This window comes from Lysinibacillus telephonicus, assembly GCF_003966145.1.
Taxonomy (GTDB): domain Bacteria; phylum Bacillota; class Bacilli; order Bacillales_A; family Planococcaceae; genus Ureibacillus; species Ureibacillus telephonicus.
Map to the genome: position 1 here is coordinate 40,055 of NZ_RXNR01000016.1, position 21,228 is coordinate 61,282.

The following is a 21,228-nucleotide window of genomic DNA, read 5'->3' on the forward strand; positions in this document are numbered from 1 at the left end:
GGTTGAGATGATGAACGAAATACGCTTTGAGAAAGTAAAAAAAAGCTATGGAAAAGTGGAGGTTGTTAAAAGTCTTGACTTCTCTATTCGCGATGGAGAACGATTAATTTTATTAGGTCCCTCAGGATGTGGGAAATCAACTACTCTCCGTATGATTGCAGGGCTTGAAAGTATAACAGAAGGTAGGCTTTATATGGGAGGACGCGAGGTAAATGATGTACCAAGCGGACAGCGAGATGTTGCAATGGTATTTCAAAACTACGCTCTTTATCCACATATGACAGTTAAGCAAAATATTACGTATGCATTGCGTACACAAAAGATGACAAAAGACGAAATTGAAAAGCGATTAAAAGATGCCTTGCAAATGCTGGGACTTGAGAAGTTAGAAAATAGACTGCCGAAAGATTTATCGGGTGGCCAGCGTCAACGAGTCGCGTTAGCCCGTGCAGTTGTTAAACAGTCACCATATTTTTTGCTTGATGAACCATTGTCCAATTTAGATGCACAGCTTCGTGGGACAGCTCGAAAAGAACTGGTACGTATTCATGAAAAATTTAAGCAAACGATGGTATATGTTACCCATGATCAAATCGAAGCAATGACCATTGGAGATCGAATTGCATTATTGAATAATGGTATTTTGCAAATGCTTGATACCCCAGAAAATGTATATCATCGCCCAGCAAATATTTTTACAGCTACTTTTATTGGTTCTCCTGCGATGAATGTGCATGACGTTAGATTCATTGACGGACAGTTACAAATTGATGAGCAATTTTTCGGTATCGGAAATGAATGGAGTCTGCTATTAAAGAATTATCGGAATAAGCAAGTAAAGTTTGGTGTCCGACCAGAGCATATTCATTTAAGCACTGAAATGAGTGAAGGAAGGATTTGTGGAGTAGTAAATACTATTGAAAATTTAGGGGCACAATATGCGGTCTATGTTCAAATTGGCTCCAAAGAATGGATTGCCTTGTCACCTCATCGAGGATTTAGTAAAGGACAGAGAGTATATTTAGAATTTGACTATAACAATTATCACTTTTTTGATCCTGAAACAACAAACACAGTTGGTTATCCTTCTACATTAAATTTAAATTCAAAAATTCCATTAAAAGTTGAGGTATAGCAATAATGAAAATCTTTATTTCAGATTTAGTGTTATTAGGTCAAGATCCAGTGTCGAATGTTCGCGTATTAAAGGAGAACGGATTCAATGATATAGAAATTATGATGGATGGAGCATTTTGGGATAATTCACAGGAAGAACGGTTTGAGCTTGTACAAGAATTGAAGAAATTTGAAGTTAATTATACAGTACATCCTCCAGCGTGGGATATTAATTTAACAAGTGAAACTAAGTATATACGAGATGCATCTTTTCAAGCATATGCTGATGCAATCGAATTTGCTGGCTGGTTAGGTGCGAGCCATGTTGTGATTCATCCAGGCTTCACATTTGCCCCAGAATTTGATAAAAAAGTTGCAATTAAACATGCAAAAGAGTCGATTATTGAGCTTTGTGAGTTAGCTAATCATGCAAATGTAAAACTTGCTATAGAGAATGTAGGATATAACGGAACGAGTATTCTAACAATAGAAGAATATGTTGAGTTTTTAAAGGAAGTTCCTGAGGAGGCCGGTTATTTAATTGATGTTGGACATGCTCAGCTTAATGGATGGGATATTGCAAGTGTAATACGCCAAACATCATCACGCTTAATTGCATTACATTTACATGATAATGATGGCCAGGGAGATCTTCATTTACCAATTGGCAAAGGAGTTATTGAATGGGAAGTTATTTTCCATGAGCTGCGTGATTTAAATTTAGAAATTAGCTATATTTTAGAATATGGGCAAAATACAAGTTTAGAATATTTAAAGACTGGACAGGAGCGTTTAAAAAACGAGTTATCATGGAAGTTAATTTAAATTGTTATGATGCACTAGCTCTAGATTTGGATGGAACTATTTACGTTGGAGATGAAATAATTGAGGGTGCACAGGAAACGATTTATAAACTGCGCAGCATGGGAAAAAAATTATTGTTTATTTCTAATACACCAACACAAAGTCGAATAGATACTGTAATGAAACTGAAAAAGCTTGGTATTGAAGCAGCAATAGACGAAGTATTAACGGCAGCGTATCTTACGGCTTGTTATTTAAATGAGAATTGCTCAGACTGTAAAGTATTGATTGTTGGAGAGAAGTCCCTTATAGATGAATGTCAAAAACTAGGAATACCTTGTACGAATAATCCTTTGGAAGCAACTCATGTTGTTGTAGGACTTGATCGAACATTTACATATGAAACAATGAATAGAGCGATGCAGGCTGTTATCAATGGTGCAGCGTTAATTGTAACAAATCCTGATCCGAGCTGTCCTGTAGCGGAGGGACAATTTGTTGCGGATACGATGGCAATTGCTAAGGCTATTGAGGTAGCAGCTAGTGGGAAAATAACCGCAATCGTTGGTAAACCCTCAGCCTATTACGCATCAAAAATGGTAGAGTTGCTTAAATGTGAACCAAGTCGGTGTCTTATTGTAGGAGATCGATTAGAAACGGATATTTTATTAGGCATGCATCTAAATATTGAAACTTGTTTAGTGTTGTCTGGTATTGCAAAAAAGGAACACTTGGCAATTTCATCTATTCAACCAAATTACATTATTAATTCAATAAAGGATTTTATTTTATAGAAATAGGCTATTTTAAGTCTGGCTAGTTGCTTTTAAATATTTATAAAATGAAAAAAGAGTGTAGATAAAGTTGACTTTGTCTACACTCTGATTGTTTTGTATTCCCCTGTTTAGTGAATATCTCTTTTCTTGAAACGTCCACCTCTTACTTCACTAATATTGCCTATTGCGAGGAATGCATTATCGTCAATACTTTTTACTATTTCCTTCATTTTTGATTCTTCTAGTCGAGTAATGATGCAAAAAATTACTTTTTTATTATCTCCAGTATAAGCACCCTCGCCATGCAAGTATGTAACGCCGCGGCCTAAACGATCCATTATTGCGCGGCCAATTTCATCAATTTCATCACTAATGATATAGACAGATTTAGATTCTTCCATACCTTGAACAACAATGTCGATCATTTTTGCTGCAATATAATAAGCAACGATTGAGTACATTGCTTTTTCCCAAGTAAAGACGAAACCTGCAACAGTGAAAATAATAAGGTTAATAAATAAAATAATTTCCCCAACAGAGAAAGGAAGCTTTTTGTTGAACAGAATAGCTAGTACTTCTGTACCATCTAAGCATCCGCCAAAACGTATAACAATCCCAACACCAAGGCCTAAAATAATTCCACCAAAAACGGTAGCTAACAGTAAGTCGCTAGTAAATGGGTGTATATGATGTAAAAGTATAGTGGTTACAGAAAGAACGGTAATTCCGAGCGCAGTAGTTAATGCAAAAGTTTTACCGATTTGCTTATATCCTAAGAAGATAAAAGGAAGGTTTAAAATAAAGATAAATAATCCAAGGGGCAGCCCTATTAGATGAGATGCAATGATGGAAACTCCAACGATCCCTCCATCCATTACATTATTTGGAACTAAAAACAATTCAAGCCCAACTGCCATTACTATCGCACCAATCATAACCATGAAAATGCGTATAACTAGTTTACTAATACTAGCCTTTCTCTGGGCAGCCGGGTGTACAACAATATCGCTCATATTGTATCCCCTATCTATTGAATTAAATTAAATTTTCTATATATTTCAATTTTATATGAAAATAGCAAATCTACAAAATAAAATGATTTCGAAACTTTGTGACAAGAAATCTTCAAATAATACATTTATATTACAAAAGACTCAAATTGTTCAATCCAAAAAAAGTTTATGGTACATTAAAAAGGTGTAATTTACTACATGGAAAATTAACCCTATCTTTTTTAGGGTTGTCTTTGGAAGGGGCTTGTACATGAGTTCGAAGTGGAACATCAAAAGAGACTTTACAAAGAATCAATTTTTAAGTCTTGAACAAAGTAAAAAATCAATTATAAAAAAGTCTGCTGTCACAGCAGTTTTATTATCAACTGTAACTTTTAACTTAGCATTTGCAAATGAAAATAATACTAATGATTCACTACAAAAGATATACCATGTGTATATAGATAATAATTATATTGGTCCAGTATCAAACGAAGAAGCAGTATCAGAAGTTATTCAAACAAAAGAAAAAGAAGCTAGCACTCAGTTTAAAGAATTTGATATTGAGGCTGGTACAAATGTTACTATCATTCCAGAAAAAGTATTTTCTTATCAAACGAATGATTCTGTGACCTTAGAGAAATTACAAGAAGAACTAGCTGTTGAAACAGAGGCTTATGCACTTCAAGTCGATGGTCAACCTATCGTATATTTTAAAAATCAGAAAGACTATGAAGAAACACTTCGCCTATTAAAACTTGAATATGTAACTGAAGATCAATTACAGCAATATGAAAAAACTGCTTCTACTAATGAATTACCCAAATTAGAAGTTGATGAAACTCGTATAAATGAAATTTCTATACAAGAAGATATTTCAGGCAAAGAAACGAAAGTAAATCCTGCTAAAATTCTAACTCCAAAAGAAGCAGTTAAGTTTTTACAAACTGGTACTCTTGAAAAAGAATTATATAAAGTACAAGAAGGAGACGTACTTAGCAAGATTGCTAGCAAACATAATTTGAAAACGTCTGAATTATTAGACTTAAACCCTGACTTAGAAGTAGACTCGCTTCTGCAAATTGGACAAGAAATTAATGTAACAGTTGAAAAACCGTTAGTTAATGTTCAAGTTGTTTATGAAAAAGTGAATATGGAAAAAATGGACTATGCCAAAATCGTAGAAGAAGACGATGAAATGTTTAAAGGCGAAAAAGTAGTCAAACAAGAAGGGTCTTACGGTAAGAAAGAAGTAACAAATTTAATTACAGAGTTAAACGGTAATCGCGTTAAAAAGGCTGTTACAGATGAAAAAGTAATCTCAGAACCTACTAATAGAGTTGTTGTAGTTGGAACAAAAGTAGTTTCTTCTCGTGGAACTGGCAATTTCGCTTGGCCAACAAATGGCGGCTATATTTCTAGCCAAATGGGATCTCGTTGGGGAGAATTCCACAGAGGAATTGATATTGCTCGACCATCTAATTATGATATTAAAGCATCAGACAATGGTGTCGTTACATTTACAGGCTGGGATGGAACTTATGGTAATAAAATCGTTATTGACCATAATAATGGATATGAAACAGTTTATGCTCACTTATCAGAAATAAAAGTAGAAGTCGGACAAGTGGTGCCACAAGGTTCTTTAATTGGTATTATGGGTTCAACAGGTAGATCAACAGGAACTCATTTACACTTTGAAGTACACGAAAATGGCTCATATAAAAATCCGTTATCTTACTTAGACTAAAGAGATGGCTGTCCCATAAGCTTAATGCTTGTAGGACAGCCATTACGATTTTTTATACTTTTAAGCAGGATCGCTGCTGTGATAACCCCGTCGCTAAGGATGTATCCCATTCGTTTTTGGGATACATCTTTTTTTGTAAAAAAGGACCATTGAGTAGGCTAAACTGTTACATGCCTTCTTCAACTTATTTAGCCTTTTTAGGAAGTACCGGCCTATAGGGCATACACAAAGTAGAAAGTGATTAATCTAGAAATGTAGCAGGTTGCAGTGTTTCCCTAAATCCCAGCTAAAAAGACGATGGATTTTTCAAAAATTGTCGAATTATTTCCCAGAAAATAATAAGTATGTGCAGATACGCTGTAAGCTACAGCTTATTTTAAATTATAATTTTACCCAAAGCACCTTTGTCTTTCTCGTTATAGAGCTTTGTTTGATATAATGTAACTTATAATGCTTTAACAATAAAAGCATGATAGGGTGAAAAGTATAAAACTGAACTAAATTAACTTGAACAATAGATAAATTGAAAAAAAGGAGAGAAAAAGTATGACAAAAACGATATTAGTTGTCGATGATGAAAAGCCAATTGCAGATATTCTGCAATTCAATTTAGTAAAAGAAGGTTATCAGGTAATATGTGCGTATGATGGTGATGAAGCGTTAGAAAAAATTGAAGAGCAGCAACCAGACTTGATGTTACTTGATATTATGCTTCCAAAGAGAGATGGTATGGAAGTTTGCCGAGAAGTAAGAAAAAAATATGATTTTCCTATCATTATGTTGACTGCAAAAGGATCTGAAATTGATAAAGTACTCGGTCTTGAAATGGGTGCAGATGACTACGTTACAAAACCATTTAGTACGCGTGAATTAATTGCTCGTGTAAAAGCAAACATGCGAAGACTAAAGGCTTCTTCTCAAGTTGAAGAAATTAAAGAAGAAACGAATGACATTACAGTTGGAGCTTTAATTATCCAACCGGAAGCATACTTAGTTTTGAAGCGCGGCGAATCAATTGAACTTACACACCGTGAATTTGAATTATTACATTATTTAGCTAAACACATTGGTCAAGTAATGACACGTGAGCATTTACTTCAAACTGTTTGGGGATACGATTATTTTGGAGATGTACGTACAGTAGACGTAACGATACGCCGTCTACGTGAGAAAATAGAAGATAATCCAAGTCATCCAAACTGGATTGTAACACGTCGTGGTGTTGGATATTATTTGCGAAATCCTGAACAGGAGTAGTATGAATGCATAAAGTAAGCTTTTTTAAATCGATTCATGTAAAAATCGTATTAATCTATGTTTTGCTCATCATCATTGCATTGCAAATAATTGGAATATATTTTTCGTCTGAATTAGAAGAGAACTTAAAAACAAACTTTCAGGAATCGATTTTTCAAAGAATCGATTTAGTACAATATAGCCTTCGTGAAGAGATGTTAAAAGAACGTGATGAAGAATCACCGACATTAGAACAGAGCTTAAGCTTAATTTTACGAGAGTTTACAACAGGTGATATTAATGAGATTCGCGTTGTTGATAGTAGAAATAAGGTGCTAGCTACCTCTGATATTGATAATCAATCGATTGTAGGGCAGCGTTCCAATGATGACATCGTCACAAAATCTATATCAGCTGAAACGTATTTAGAAGAAATTGCCTTAGACCCGGATACTAGAAAAAGAGTTTGGGTGCTGGCGACGCCGATTTTTGACGCAATAGGCCCAAATGGAGAAGTGATTGGGTCAATTTATATTGAATCAAATATTGAAAAAGTTTTTGAACAAATGAGTGATATTAACGGGATTTTTGCTGTAGGGACAGCGATATCACTTGCAATTACGATTATTCTTGGTATATTGATTGCCAAGACGATAACAAAACCAATATTAGATATGCGTAGACAAGCACAAGCGATGTCTCGGGGAAATTTCTCGCGAAAAGTTCGTGTTTATGGTAATGATGAAATTGGACAGCTTGCAATTGCATTTAATCATCTAACAAATCGTTTGCAAGAAGCTCAGTCAACAACTGAAGCTGAGCGAAGAAAATTAGCATCTGTTTTAAGTAACATGACGGATGGAGTAATTGCAACTGATCGAAAAGGTAAAATTATTTTAATTAATGATCCGGCTCTTAATTTCCTAGATGTTACACGTGAAACAACTTTAGGTCGACCAATTGCCTCTGTACTTGGCCTGGACCAGGAGTATAGTTTTGAAGATTTAATTCATATGAAAGAATCGATTAATTTAAATTACAGTACACAAGAAAAACCTTTTATACTAAGGGCTAATTTTTCTGTTATACAAAAAGAGACTGGTTTTGTAAACGGTTTAATAACAGTATTGCATGATATTACAGAGCAAGAAAAAATTGAAATGGAGCGGCGGGAATTTGTTGCAAACGTTTCACACGAATTACGTACACCATTAACTACAATGCGAAGTTACTTAGAGGCTCTTGCCGATGGGGCATGGAGAGATGAAGCCATTGCACCTACATTTTTAAATGTAACCCAGACAGAAACAGAGCGTATGATTCGCCTTGTTAATGATTTATTGCAGCTTTCGAAAATGGATAGCAGAGATTATAAATTAAATACAGACTTTGTTGAGTTTAATAAATTCTTCAATCGCATTATAGATCGTTTTGAAATGTCAAAGTCTCAAAATGTGAAATTCATACGTTATATCCCTGAAGTATCATATTTTGTAGACATTGATACAGATAAACTAACTCAAGTAATCGATAATATTATTTCCAACGCCTTAAAGTATTCACCAGATGGCGGAAATATTCGATTTGGGTTTACTGTTCAAGATAATATGTTAAAAGTGATGGTATCTGATGACGGGATGGGTATCCCTAAAGAAAACGTAAGTAGAGTTTTTGATCGATTTTATCGTGTTGACCGTGCTCGCTCGCGGGAAATGGGTGGTACAGGCCTAGGTCTTGCAATCGCAAAAGAAATGATTGAAGCACACGGCGGTAAAATCTGGGCAGAAAGTGAGGAAGGAGTAGGGACGACAATCTTCTTCACATTGCCATATGAATTAGACGAGGCGGGTGATTGGGAGTGAAATATGTTGAACCTTTAAAATCTACTTTCCTTTTACTCCTAGTTATTTTGAGCTTGATTTTAACGTTTTCTATTTGGAGTTATACACCACCCTATCAAGTGATTGAAGAATCACAGGTAGAACAAATTACTGTGGGCGATCAGAAAGAACTACATCAAGTTGTTAAACCTTATCGCTTGTTAGTAAATCAAAATGGAAACTTTTCTGGTACAATTTCAAATTCCGTTATGGATGATTTGATGGGGACTTTTCTTAATTTACATGCATCAGAGTTAAGCTTTGTTCAAAGTAATTTAACAGAAGAAAAAATCAATTCGATGATTCGGACAGATAACCGAATGACTCTTTTTTTCTCAGCAGAAGTACCAATTAATGCATTCCGTTCCATTTTAGAGTTTACACAAAATGATTTGCCTGAAGTATCATTTAATTCGTTAATTATTGATTGGAGCAAATTCAGTCAAACTCGTACTCTGCAGCTTCTATTTGTAAGTGATAAGAACCGTACACTTTTTAGTACAGAGGTTGCACTAAGTGATGAGCATTTTAATGCAACATTTAAAGATGCTATTCTTCAGACTGTTCCTTATGAGGAAATTAAAAGAGATGATAAATTATCATTATATGTTCCAGTTGATCCAATGGAGCTAATACAATTCACGTATTATATCGATGAAATCTCACCAGATAAGTTTAAAGAGTTGCTGTTTAATGATCCAAATATTGTGAAAAAGAATATAGAGAGCTTGAATTCATCCAAATATACTGATGGCATGGCATTTATGACTTCGGACACAAATACAAAAACGATTAATTATGTCTATCCAGCATCAGAAAGCATTGGTGAAATAAAAGAATCCATTTTATTGCAGGATAGCTTCGATTTTATCAATGACCACGGCGGACTAACAGGAGATTTCCGCTACGTATACATGAATGCTCGAAACCATATTACAGAATACCAACTATTTTTAGAAGGAATTCCTGTGTTCAGTAGTGTAACTTCTACACGCATTGCAACTACTTGGGGAGATAAACAAATTTTCCGATATAGACGGCCATATTATTTACTCGAAATGGATATCACTTCGGAAAAAACAATACAAACATTGCCTTCAGGAGCAGAATTAATTCAATCAATTGAAAATTTAAATGAAATTGATGACATTGTTGTTGGTTATTATTTAAAGAAAAATGAAAATGAGCTTTTATATACATTAGAACCAAATTGGTTTGTTATTGATAATGGCAGTTGGACACGGGTAACGACGGAAACAATAGGAGGAACTGGATATGGATTGGAGTAAATCAAAATCTATATTCATCGTCGTATTTCTTATACTGGATGTTTTTCTCTATTCCCTTTATTTAAATCGGCATACAGAAGCCCAGCAAGTTCCAATATTAGGTGAGAAGAACATTGAAGCGCGTTTAAAAGACGATAATATAACATATGGAGCATTACCAACAAATACTGAAAAAGCTTCCTACATCTCGGGGAGAGTTAAAAACTTTGAGGAAGAAAAAGTACAACTTCAAAATGTTCAGACTGCGACAATAGAAAATAATAATAAACTTATTGTTCAACTAAGAGAACCAGTTAAAATACCTGGCACTTTGGAAGAAGCAAACTTTAGCGAATTTTTAAAGCAATATGTATATAATGGAGCGAACTATTCATTATGGATGGTTGATGAAGAAAATCGCAGAGCAACCTTCTTCCAAAGTGTGAATAACCGTACAATCTATTATAATATTAATGGTGTCTTAACAATTTATTGGAATGAAGACAATGAAATTGTAATGTATGAACAAACTATTTTAGAAAAAATAGAAGAATACGAGGAAGAAGAAACGCTTCTAACACCAATTCAGGTTATTCAAGCACTCTATGCAAAAGGAATGTTAAAACCAGATTCTCGAATTACAAATATGAAACTAGGATATTCGACACTCGTTCAACTAACTAAAACTCAAGTGTTTGTTCCTACTTGGGAGGTTCAAGTTAATACAGCAGACGATGACACGGAAGAATACTTTGTGAATGCAGTTGAAGGTAAAGTAATTGACGTTCAAATAGATTCTTCGAAGGTTGAAGAGGTAGAAAATGATGTAGAAGAAGCCCTTGAATCTGAAGAGGTGAAAGAAGCGAAGGAAACTAACAAAGAAGTAGATACAGAATAGGGAGTAATTGTATGCGATTTAGTGTTTTAGCGAGCGGCAGTACTGGAAATGCAATTTATGTAGAGAATGATGAACATGCATTTTTAGTTGATGTCGGATTAAGCGGCAAAAAAATGGAGCAACTATTTGCTAAAATAGGTCGCGATATGAAAAATTTATCAGGAATTTTAGTTACACATGAGCATAGTGATCATATAAAAGGACTAGGTGTAGTTGCTCGAAAATACAATGTGCCTATCTTTGCAAATGAAAAAACATGGTTGGCTATGGATGAGCATGTTGGGAAAATCCCAGAAGATCAGCGATTTTTATTTAATATGGAGACTGTCCAATCATTTGGTTCATTAAGTATTGAGTCTTTTGCTGTTTCTCATGATGCTGTAGATCCAATGTTCTACGTATTTCACGAAAATGATCGGAAGCTTGTTATTATCACGGATACTGGGTATGTAAGCGACCGTATGAAAGGAATAATACGTGGGGCAGATTCATTTGTTTTTGAAAGTAATCATGATATTGGAATGCTTCAGATGGGGCGTTATCCTTGGTCTGTTAAACGCCGAATACTGAGTGATGTTGGACATGTATCCAACGAAGATGCTGCAGTTGCGATGAGTGAAGTTGTTTTTGAAAAGCCAACACAAATATATTTATCCCATTTAAGTAAAGATAATAATATGAAAGACTTAGCTCGAATGAGCGTAACACAAACATTGCAATCGTGCGGCATTATAGCAGGTGAATTTGTCCAATTGCATGATACAGATGCGGAAGAACCAACGATGCTTGTGACGGTATAATGAATAACATTTAAATAGGTCATCCGAAAATTCATTTTAGGACGAAATTGAGCAAGAGTGGGCTTATCCACCACAGGGACAAGACCTATAAGCAAATAATTACTAAAGAAAGGGCTATCCAGAAATAACATTTTCTGGATAGCCCTTTCTTTTTTAATTTTGTTTTATTTCATTTTCATGTAATTTTAATGTTCACATTGTATCATAATGACAACAAGAGAACGAAAGGATGGATATATATGAGTTATTATAATGACGATGATAAAAAACAGTATGACGAAAATGAATCTGTTAGCTCCTACTCGCCCTTACAAGAACGTTTAAAGCGAGAACAAGAGGAAGAAAATATAAGACGTACGAATAAAAAAAATGGAAGCAAAGCCGGATACTTTGTAAGTGGTCTGATAGGTGCCATTGTTGGTGCTCTTATTATTTGGCTGCTGCTGCCATCGATGGTTGGGCAGCTTCCTAGCAGTTCCAACGGCAATGTAAATAATGATGCAGGCACACCAATTACACAAACAGCTACAGAAGTTACAACTGATGTGACAGAAGCTGTAGAAAAAGTATCGAAAGCAGTAGTTGGAATTACAAATATCCAAGAGGTAACAGATTTTTGGAGCCAACAATCAGGTACACAAGAAGCTGGAAGTGGATCTGGTGTAATTTATAAAGTTGATGGCGACAAGGCCTATGTTGTAACAAACTACCACGTTGTTGAAGGAGCAAAACAACTTGAAGTAACATTGGCAGATGGTTCAAAAGAAGAAGCACAGTTAGTCGGCAGCGATATTTGGACAGATTTAGCGGTCGTATCAATTAGCAGTGAAAAAGTAGATACAGTTGCAAAGTTTGGCGATTCTGACGTATTAAAACAGGGTGAATCTGTTATCGCAATTGGGAACCCACTTGGTCTAGATTTCTATGGTTCTGTTACAACTGGAGTAATCTCTGGTACTGATCGCGCAGTACCTGTTGACTTAAACTCCGACGGATATGAAGACTGGGAAACAGAAGTATTACAAACAGATGCTGCTATCAACCCAGGAAATAGTGGTGGTGCATTAATTAATATTGCCGGTGAATTAATCGGTATTAATTCAATGAAAATTGCTCAAGACACAATTGAAGGTTTAGGATTCTCGATACCAATTAACACAGTTATTCCAATTATAGAAGAACTGGAGAAAAACGGTGAAGTTAAACGTCCTACAATGGGAATTGGATTATTAGATTTAACAGATGTACCTGCATTTTATCAAAAACAAACATTACGTTTACCAGAAGAAGTGACAACAGGTGTAGTTGTGTCAGAAGTAGTTCAAGGTTCTGCTGCTGATAATGCGGGTATGCAGCAATACGACGTAATTGTAGAATTAGATGGCCACAAAATCGAAAACTCTATTGATTTGCGCCAGTATTTATATAATGAAACCGATATTGGCTCTACACTAAAGGTTAAAGTATATAGACAAGGTAAGCTAGTAAATTTAGAATTAAAGCTAACTGAAGGAACAACAGTATAAGTATTCTGTGGATAACTTAAAGTTATTAACAAAAATAAGACACAACGGGTAGTGGAAGAAAATCCTTTTCTTTCCTACCTGTTTTTAGTTTGTTACAATGGTTTGTGGATAACATAAGTAGAAATGTGAATAAGTTTGTGGAAATTTCAGAATTTAAGGAGACGATAAAAAATGAAAGCATATAGCTGTGAAACCCATATAAATCACGCTTTGGATGTGGTAGTAGCCGAGACGGAAGAGTATCCAATTATGGATATTTTAAATGAAGAAGAAAAGTTATCCACAAAATGTTCTTACTGTGAAGAACAAGCAACATATGTTGTATCAAGTAAATAACTTTACACTACATATAGATTGGTGTTGTGGATATGTGTATAACTTCTGTGGATAATTTGTTTGTAAACGAATTGTAAACGTGGATAAGTTGTTTATATTTAAATTTTCTAACTAAAAGAACAATAATAAATGCCCATCTATGAAGTATTTTAAATAAAATGACAGTATGGATTATCAATGTGGGTAAATAGATTATTAATGGATGGTAAAGGTGGATAAGTTGTGAATATCACAATCATTTCAGTCGGAAAGTTAAAGGAAAAATACTTAAAGATGGGGATTGAGGAGTACGTTAAGCGATTAAGTTCCTACGCGAAAATTGATTTAGTTGAAGTAGCTGATGAAAAAGCTCCTGAGCAATTAAGCGATGCCGAAATGGAAATCGTAAAGCGCAAAGAGGGCGAACGAATTTTGGCGAAGATATCAGAAGGCATGCACGTGATTGCACTAGCCATTGACGGTAAAATGAAATCCTCAGAAGAATTGGCTGCTGAGTTGGAATCTTTGATGACCTATGGAACGAGTAAAATAGCATTTGTTATTGGCGGATCTTTAGGACTTCATGAGGATGTATTGCGACGCGCGGATGAGAAATTAAGCTTTGGCAAAATGACCCTACCGCATCAACTAATGAAATTAGTGCTTGTTGAGCAAATTTATCGGAGTTTTAGGATTATTAAGGGGGAACCTTACCACAAATAGGTAATGGTTAGGTTTAAAATATAACCCTTTCAGAAGAAGAGGGGTTTGGTCATTGGTACTATGTAGGCTTGGATCAGTAGGATCCAAGTCTTTATTTGGAATGTGGGCTATAAAGGAAAAGTAGATATTTTTTAGCTCTTTTTTGGTTGCTTCTATTCTTTCAATAGAAGTAACAAGAAGTTGCCTAAATTCCAAAACCGATAAATATTCTTTCAATTCCAGGAACTCTTGAAGCTGTAATTTAATGAACTCAGGTGTGACGGTATTGAGATTTGTACTTACATGAGTATTCTCAGTTATTGCTTCTTGCAACAGCTCTTTTGTATTGTCAATATCTGAACGTAATTCATTCAACCGCTGTTTTGCTTCTTCCACAGTGTAAACTTCTGACTCTACTAAGTCTTGAATACGCTTTTTTCTATTTTCAAGTTCAGTAAGCCTATTGTGAAGTAACTGGTACTCTGAGGATTGCTTATTAATATTGAACTGTTCCTTAATATTAGCATTGATTTCTTCCGTAATTCGTTCAATGATTACATCTGATAAAAGTGTATTTTGTAGTCTTTTAAATACTTCTTTTTCTATCCAATCAGCATCAATTAAATTTGGGCTACATACAGTTCGTCCTTTATTATGATACATCCCACACGCATAATAGCGTTTCTTCGTACCATCCCTGCGTTTTGCTCCGTATAGACTTGTCATATATGCTCCACATTGCGGGCATTTTAGGATAGATGTTAGTGGAAAAGTACCGCTATACTGTCTTGGCGTTCCTGTTGCACGTTGCTTTCGGATAAGCTGTGCTTTATCCCAGGTATCCTCTTCAATGATTGGCTGATGGTTCCCCTTAGTTAAAATATACTCAGTATTTTTCCCTTTTCGTCGATTAGTTTCCCAATTTACATATTGATTAAAGCGGATATAGCCTTTGTAAATAGGATTATCAAGGATAATAGATACAGTGGAAACAGAAAAAGTATTCCCTTTCTTTGTACGTTTGCCAATTTTGTTCAAGTAATTGGAGATTTTTTTCGTACCCCATGCTTCGTTAACAAACTTATTAAAGATAATTCTTACGGTTTCGGCTTCTTCAGGAACTACGACTAATTCTTTATCAACAGTCTCGTATCCTAAAACCTTTCCCCCATTCCATTTTCCATTCCTTGCACGCTGTTTCATGCCCATCTGAACGTTCTCAGCCAATTCCTCACGTTGATATTGGGCTACGGATGCTAAGATATTAAACTGAAGGTTGCCGTGGGGGGTCCCGTATTCACCTTCTTTTATACTTATAAAGCGAACCTTGGCCTTGTGAATTTCCTCCACTATTTTTAGGGAATCGGATAGAGAACGACTAAGTCTACTAACCTTATAAGTGATAATAGCATCTAATTCACCTTTATTTACATCTCTTAACATACGATTCAAATCTGATCTTCCCTTCGTACTTTTCCCACTGACGCCTTCATCTACATATACCCTAAGGACTATTTCTTTTCCAAAAATTTTGTGAGCGATTTGAGTTCCTTCTACTTCCTGTGCCTCCAAAGAAAACCCTTCTTCGGCTTGCTTGTCTGTAGATACTCGAATATAAAGACCTATAACCTTGGTTCTTTCCATAATTAGGCACTCTCCTTTTGTAATTGATGTTTTTTGGTAATGGCAATCATAAGAAGTTCAGCAATAATACTAATACTGTCTGATTGAACTTGTTCCTGTAAAATAATTGAGGGATTGGATTGAAAACTGGTAGAATTCTGTTGAAGTGTGTTCATAATGGGGGAACCTCCTTTAATTTGTGGGGAAGTTGTACGGGGATTAGGGTGTACAACTGTTGACTATAGTATATGGACTTCCAGATTAAGAATGGTATAAAAATTTTATACTTTTTTAGTGGGGGAATAAGAAATTGAAAGAGTATGGTTTTATAGGGGATATAATCAATTATCTATTACATGGAGTCTCGGAACATATAATAGAAAATTTGCATATATGCAAAAAGGATGTTATTCAGCATGGTCTATCAGCAGAGGAATTAGATAATATCTCCTCATTGGTTAGCCAAAATGGGGAGGGTATGGTAACACTTGGACAATTTATAAACGAAATGCTCTATAAGGTACAAATGACACAACAAGAGCTCGCAGACAAAGCGGGATTTTCAAAAGCTTATATCAGTCACTTAATCAATGGAAGAACGAATCCACCAAAATATAAACTGATAAGACTTGCTTTTGCTATGAAGCTGACAATCGAGGAAACAAATAAACTCCTAAAAATTAGAGGCTTTTCGTTGAACACATCGTTAAAGGATAAAATTATTGTCGCTTGTTTGGATTTGGAGATATATGACTTAATTAAAGTGGAAGAGGCATTGAACACTGTGGCTAATGCAAATGAATCGCTCTATGATTGAATGATAATATGGGTAAAAGAAAAGTGGCAGTCCTTAGGGCTGCTACTTTTCTTTTTTAATTTAACTAAGACAATGTAGAACCAGTTTTGCCATTATCAACTTTTGACAGTTTTCTAAAATAAATAAGAATCTCCCAAACCTTCCTATAACACATTGTTAATCGCAATGTGTCAATAGTCCTTTAAATAGGTTGGGGTCGGGAAAATCTTTTTACAGTCCAGAGTAGATTGACATTAGATTTTACCATTCCCGCTAATTTTTCCAAAGGAGTTGATGATTTATGATTCATTCTGTTGAAATCTTACTGCCAGTTACGTATGAAGAGGTACAACAACTTTTTAAACACAATAGAATAAAAGCAGAAGCATACGAAAAATTTGGAGCGGTCGTAAAAAAACTATCGCAAAATGTAAAAAATGAACACCCAGGTTTTTCATATACATGGCTTTCTTCAATTGGTAAAGGCTTATGGAATGTTCATTTAAAAGTAGATATTGTAAAACTACTTAGGAAAAGTGAAATTACAGAAAAAGACTACCCAAGAGTTGAAGCTCTCATTAGGAAATTTCTGATTTCTCAATTTGGAAATTCATCGCATTTTGACGAGCATACTCTAACAAGAATTGATTATAAACTGGATGTAGTCATACCCAATAAAAATCACCAGAAGTTGATTTTTCACTTATACGAGAAATACACAGAGAGGTATCGTTTCAAAGAAAAAATTAAATGGGGTAAAGATGAACAAGGTAACCCCTTAAAATATGAAACTTCCCAATATCACAAATGCAAAAGTATAGAGTTCATTATTTATTCAAAGGAAGAGGAACGCATTGCAAAAGGTGAAGAGATACAGCCCTATGAGAAAGATGTAGTTCGCTTCGAGTTAAGACTAAAAAATGATCACTTAAATGCTATGAAGAGAAATGATGGCAAAGGCAAGAATAGAGTAAAAAAGTTGTCTGAATACTTTAAAGCAGACCTTTACCGAAAATATATGATTAATCATGTCACACCAATTATTAGAAAGGGGGATTATTATAAAATTACGAAGGCAGAGAAGATACTTGACGATAGTAATTTTTCAAGAAAGAAAAAAGAAAAACTTCGTTCATTCCTCGTTGATGTTAGTAAAAATGGAATTGATGCCCCGAAACAATATCTTTCAAAACCCACTTACAGAAAATATCTCCAAGATTTAGAGGCAATAGGAATAAATCCAGTCCCCATCCCGAAAAACCGCAAAGATTTCCCTAACTTCATGCGAAATCCTTTTATTCTATAACCTCCATTTTCAGTGTTCCAATTATTGTAGACTATAGGCTAATAAAATTTGGTAAAATAGCAATATACAAGTGATTTCTTCCCCAAGTTTATTCCGCTTGGGAGTACATAAAGACGAAAAGGTGATTTTATGTTGAATTTCCAAGAGAAAGTAAGTTTTATTTGGTCGATAGCAGAAATATTAAGGGGACCGTACAAGTCAGACGACTATGGTAAAGTCGTTTTACCAATGGCAGTTCTACGTAGATTTGATTGTGTATTAGAAAAAACAAAAGATGCGGTTCTACAAAAGTATGAGCAGTTTAAAAACTTACCAGAAGAATCACGAGATGAAATTCTAAATCGTGAAGCAAAGCAAAAATTTAGTAACATCAGTAAATATGACTTTTCCAAGCTTTTAAGCGATGCTGATAATATTGCTGACAATTTACGTGATTACATAAACGGTTTTTCTAAGACAGCAAGAGACATCATTGAGTATTTTGATTTTGATAAACAGATTGAAAAAATGGAACGTAACGATTTGCTATATCTCGTAGTTAAGCGTTTTAGTGAAATCGACTTGCACCCTGAAGTAGTATCTAATGTAGAGATGGGATATATCTTCGAGGAGCTAATCCGTAGATTTTCGGAACACGCAGAAGCTGGGGATCACTATACGCCAAGAGAAGTCGTAAGGTTGATGGTCAATCTTTTATTTCTTGAAGACGAGGATATACTAACAAAATCTGGTATTACGCAAACGTTGTATGACAGTTGTGCGGGTACAGGTGGTATGGGTTCAGTAGCTCAAGAGTATTTAAAAGAGCTTAATCCAACAGCTGAATTAGAGTTCTTTGCTCAAGAAATTAACGAAGAATCGTATGCCATTTGTAAAGCTGACATCTTAATTAAAGGGGAAGAAGCAAGAAACATTCGTTTTGGAAATACATTATCAAATGATGCGTTTTCTGATATGAAATTTGACTATCTGATTACGAACCCTCCTTATGGCGTGGAATGGAAGCCAGCAGAAAAGGCAGTAAAGGAAGAGTATGAAAACTTAGGCTTTAATGGTCGTTTTGGAGCGGGACTGCCTCGTATTAGCGATGGGCAACTTCTCTTTTTACAACATCTTGTATCCAAAATGAAGCCTGTTACAAAAGATAATCCGAAAGGTTCTCGTCTTGCTATTATCATGAATGGTTCTCCATTATTTACAGGTGATGCAGGAAGTGGAGAAAGTGAAATACGCAGGTATCTAATCGAAAATGATTTGGTAGAAGGAATAGTAGCAATGCCAAACGATTTATTTTACAATACGGGCATTTCAACGTACATTTGGATTTTAACAAACAATAAAAATCCATTACGAAAGGGGAAAATCCAGCTCGTAAATGCGGTCCATCTACACCAAAAAATGAAAAAGAGTATGGGGAACAAACGTAATGAACTGTCAGAGGAACATATCCATGAAATTGTTCGAATGTATGGTGATTTAAAAGAAGGAGAACACGTTAAAATCTTTGATAATGAAGATTTCGGATATCACAAAATTACTGTGGAGAGACCGTTACGCCTCAACTTTAAAATTGACGAAGAGAGAATAAACAGACTCTATGACCAAACGGCATTTGATAACTTATCAAAGTCAAGGAAAAAAGGCGAGGCAGGGTTGAAAGAGATAGAGTTAGGAGAGCAACAACAAAGAAACATCATGGAAGCACTTTTATCCATCAAATCAGATGTTCTCTATAAAAATAGAGAAGAATTTACAAAAATGCTTAAAAAGCTGTTTAAAGAGAAGAATATAGCGATTAGTTCACCTTTACTTAAAGCTATCCTAAATGCTTTATCAGAAAAAGATGAAACAGCTGACATTTGTAAAGACAGCAAAGGAAATCCTGAACCAGATGCAGAGCTACGTGATACAGAAAATGTCCCATTGAAAGAGGACATTCATGAATACTTTGAACGAGAAGTAAAACCGCATGTTCCTGATGCTTGGATTGATGAAAGCAAGACAAAGGTAGGTTATGAAATTCCATTTACACGCCATTTCTATCAATATACTGCACTAAGAAGCTCTGAGGTCATTAAGGAAGAGATTAAAGCGTTGGAAGAGAGTATTTTAGAGAAGTTGAAGAAGGTGATGGGGTGATGAATAATAATTATAACTCAAGTAATATAGAACAGTTGGCAAAAATACCGAAGAATTGGAAGGTTGTAAAGTGGAAGTATCTTTCTAATGAACCTATGATGTATGGTGCAAACGAATCCGCAGAGTTAGATGATAGGGATCTGCCAAGGTATATTCGTATTACTGACTTGGATTCATATGGGAATCTAAAAGATGATACCTTTAAGTCTCTCCCTTTTGATAAAGCGAAAGGATATATGTTAATTAATGGGGATATTTTGCTTGCAAGAAGTGGGGCAACTGTTGGCAAGGCATATATCCATAAAGACGATTTAGATGCTTGTTTTGCAGGCTATTTAATTCGATATAGACCTAATCAGTCTAAAATAAAACCGCAGTTGGTGTATTACTATACTCAAACAGGGTTATACGCTGATTGGATTAGGGAAAACACAATTCAAGCAACTATTCAAAATGTTAGTGCAGAAAAATATGCAAATCTATCAATGCCTGTTCCGCCATTAGAGGAGCAGGGGAATATTGTATATTTTCTTGACAATAAAACATCAGAAATCGACTCTCTCATAGCCGATAAGGAAAAGCTAATTGAATTGCTCGAAGAAAAACGCCAAGCCATTATTACTGAAGCAGTTACAAAAGGATTAAATCCAAGTGTAAAAATGAAAGATTCAGGTGTGGAATGGATTGGGGAGATACCTGAGCATTGGGAAATCAACAAATTAAAGTATTTAGTTTATTTGAGAAATGAAAAAGTGATAGATAACTATACCTTGCCATATGTAGGGTTAGAAAATATTGAATCAAAAACTGGTAATTTTAATCCATCATTAGGTATAGAAGAACAATTAGTAGAAGGTACATCCAATGCTTTTTATTCAGGAGATGTTTTGTTTGGAAAACTAAGACCATATTTGGCTAAATGCTTTGTAGCTAACTTTGAGGGCAAATGTACCACTGAGTTACTTGTGATGAAGACAAAAGAAAATATTATTTTGAATGAATATCTAAAATTTTTATTACTAACAGATATATATATTCAAGTTATTAACTCTTCTACCTATGGTGCAAAAATGCCGAGGGCTAATTGGGACTTTATTAGTAATCTACTTATTCCTTTACCAAATATTAAAGAACAAATGGAAATAATTAAAAATGTAAAAAATGAAATTACAACAATAGATGAACTTAGAGAAGAGCTTAAGTTGCAAATAGAGAAAATTAAAGAATACCGCCAATCTCTCATCTATGAAGCTGTCACAGGGAAAATTGATGTGCGGGAGTATAAAAAAGTATTGTCATAA

General features: G+C 34.9%; 19 protein-coding genes. 16 read left to right on the forward strand and 3 right to left on the reverse strand.

Going from position 1 to position 21,228, the window contains the following annotated elements; translation table 11 throughout:
- The first annotated feature begins 7 nt into the window (after nt 1–7).
- Genes EKG35_RS07575 through EKG35_RS07585 form a run of 3 tightly spaced genes read left to right on the forward strand, consistent with a single transcriptional unit; the run spans nt 8 to nt 2,714 of the window.
- Entirely contained in the window at nt 8–1,135 is a 1,128-nt protein-coding gene (locus EKG35_RS07575) for an ABC transporter ATP-binding protein (RefSeq protein WP_246020252.1), read from the forward strand.
- A 5-nt stretch (nt 1,136–1,140) separates the two neighbouring features.
- Nucleotides 1,141–1,941, forward strand: coding sequence for a sugar phosphate isomerase/epimerase family protein (locus tag EKG35_RS07580; protein ID WP_126293838.1), 801 nt, complete (start codon nt 1,141–1,143; stop codon nt 1,939–1,941).
- Complete coding sequence (locus EKG35_RS07585; RefSeq protein ID WP_126293839.1) at nt 1,926–2,714, forward strand: HAD-IIA family hydrolase; 789 nt, start codon at nt 1,926–1,928, stop codon at nt 2,712–2,714. Before EKG35_RS07580 ends, EKG35_RS07585 begins: the two co-directional genes overlap by 16 nt.
- A 110-nt stretch (nt 2,715–2,824) precedes the next feature.
- Here EKG35_RS07585 and EKG35_RS07590 read toward each other — a convergent pair whose 3' ends face one another.
- Entirely contained in the window at nt 2,825–3,709 is an 885-nt protein-coding gene (locus tag EKG35_RS07590) for a YitT family protein (protein ID WP_126293840.1), read from the reverse strand.
- Nucleotides 3,710–3,959: 250 nt separating this feature from the next.
- Here EKG35_RS07590 and EKG35_RS07595 point away from each other — a divergent pair, with 250 nt between their 5' ends.
- The 9 genes from EKG35_RS07595 (at nt 3,960) to rlmH (ending at nt 14,084) form a co-directional block, all read left to right on the forward strand.
- The gene (locus EKG35_RS07595) at nt 3,960–5,438 is read left to right on the forward strand and encodes a peptidoglycan DD-metalloendopeptidase family protein (protein WP_126293841.1); all 1,479 of its coding nucleotides are present in this window, start codon (nt 3,960–3,962) and stop codon (nt 5,436–5,438) included.
- A gap of 546 nt (nt 5,439–5,984) precedes the next feature.
- Nucleotides 5,985–6,695 carry a response regulator YycF gene (yycF, locus tag EKG35_RS07600; RefSeq protein ID WP_126293842.1) on the forward strand — a complete coding sequence of 237 codons (711 nt, stop codon included), beginning with the start codon at nt 5,985–5,987 and terminating at the stop codon, nt 6,693–6,695.
- Nucleotides 6,696–6,700: 5 nt separating this feature from the next.
- Entirely contained in the window at nt 6,701–8,536 is a 1,836-nt protein-coding gene (gene walK, locus EKG35_RS07605) for a cell wall metabolism sensor histidine kinase WalK (RefSeq protein ID WP_126293843.1), read from the forward strand.
- Nucleotides 8,533–9,843, forward strand: a complete 1,311-nt coding sequence (locus tag EKG35_RS07610) for a YycH family regulatory protein (protein ID WP_185807676.1) — start codon at nt 8,533–8,535, stop codon at nt 9,841–9,843. The genes walK and EKG35_RS07610 overlap by 4 nt, the downstream gene beginning before the upstream one ends.
- Complete coding sequence (locus EKG35_RS07615) at nt 9,830–10,720, forward strand: two-component system regulatory protein YycI (RefSeq protein ID WP_126293845.1); 891 nt, start codon at nt 9,830–9,832, stop codon at nt 10,718–10,720. Before EKG35_RS07610 ends, EKG35_RS07615 begins: the two co-directional genes overlap by 14 nt.
- Nucleotides 10,721–10,731: 11 nt before the next feature.
- Nucleotides 10,732–11,520 (forward strand): MBL fold metallo-hydrolase, encoded by a 789-nt coding sequence (locus EKG35_RS07620; protein ID WP_126293846.1) that lies wholly within the window; start codon nt 10,732–10,734, stop codon nt 11,518–11,520.
- 239 nt (nt 11,521–11,759) lie between these two features.
- A complete protein-coding gene (locus EKG35_RS07625) occupies nt 11,760–13,046 on the forward strand; it encodes a S1C family serine protease (RefSeq protein ID WP_126293847.1) in 1,287 nt (428 codons plus the stop codon).
- 171 nt (nt 13,047–13,217) lie between these two features.
- The gene (locus tag EKG35_RS07630; protein ID WP_126293848.1) at nt 13,218–13,382 is read left to right on the forward strand and encodes a CxxH/CxxC protein; all 165 of its coding nucleotides are present in this window, start codon (nt 13,218–13,220) and stop codon (nt 13,380–13,382) included.
- A 222-nt stretch (nt 13,383–13,604) separates the two neighbouring features.
- On the forward strand, nt 13,605–14,084 hold the full coding sequence (gene rlmH, locus EKG35_RS07635; RefSeq protein WP_126293849.1) for a 23S rRNA (pseudouridine(1915)-N(3))-methyltransferase RlmH: 480 nt from the start codon (nt 13,605–13,607) through the stop codon (nt 14,082–14,084).
- Here rlmH and EKG35_RS07640 read toward each other — a convergent pair.
- Together EKG35_RS07640 and EKG35_RS20840 are read right to left on the reverse strand one after the other, a co-directional pair.
- Complete coding sequence (locus EKG35_RS07640; protein WP_126293850.1) at nt 14,019–15,707, reverse strand: recombinase family protein; 1,689 nt, start codon at nt 15,705–15,707, stop codon at nt 14,019–14,021. The two genes, rlmH and EKG35_RS07640, sit on opposite strands and share 66 nt — an antisense overlap.
- Nucleotides 15,708–15,709: 2 nt before the next feature.
- Nucleotides 15,710–15,862, reverse strand: coding sequence for a hypothetical protein (locus tag EKG35_RS20840; RefSeq protein ID WP_185807677.1), 153 nt, complete (start codon nt 15,860–15,862; stop codon nt 15,710–15,712).
- 134 nt (nt 15,863–15,996) lie between these two features.
- On the opposite strand from EKG35_RS20840, the gene EKG35_RS07645 reads away from it, so the two are divergent.
- The 4 genes from EKG35_RS07645 (at nt 15,997) to EKG35_RS07660 (ending at nt 21,228) form a co-directional block, all read left to right on the forward strand.
- The gene (locus EKG35_RS07645) at nt 15,997–16,503 is read left to right on the forward strand and encodes a helix-turn-helix domain-containing protein (RefSeq protein WP_126293851.1); all 507 of its coding nucleotides are present in this window, start codon (nt 15,997–15,999) and stop codon (nt 16,501–16,503) included.
- A gap of 280 nt (nt 16,504–16,783) precedes the next feature.
- On the forward strand, nt 16,784–17,788 hold the full coding sequence (locus tag EKG35_RS07650) for a hypothetical protein (protein ID WP_126293852.1): 1,005 nt from the start codon (nt 16,784–16,786) through the stop codon (nt 17,786–17,788).
- A gap of 129 nt (nt 17,789–17,917) precedes the next feature.
- The gene (locus tag EKG35_RS07655) at nt 17,918–19,927 is read left to right on the forward strand and encodes a type I restriction-modification system subunit M (RefSeq protein ID WP_126293853.1); all 2,010 of its coding nucleotides are present in this window, start codon (nt 17,918–17,920) and stop codon (nt 19,925–19,927) included.
- A complete protein-coding gene (locus EKG35_RS07660; RefSeq protein ID WP_126293854.1) occupies nt 19,927–21,228 on the forward strand; it encodes a restriction endonuclease subunit S in 1,302 nt (433 codons plus the stop codon). Before EKG35_RS07655 ends, EKG35_RS07660 begins: the two co-directional genes overlap by 1 nt.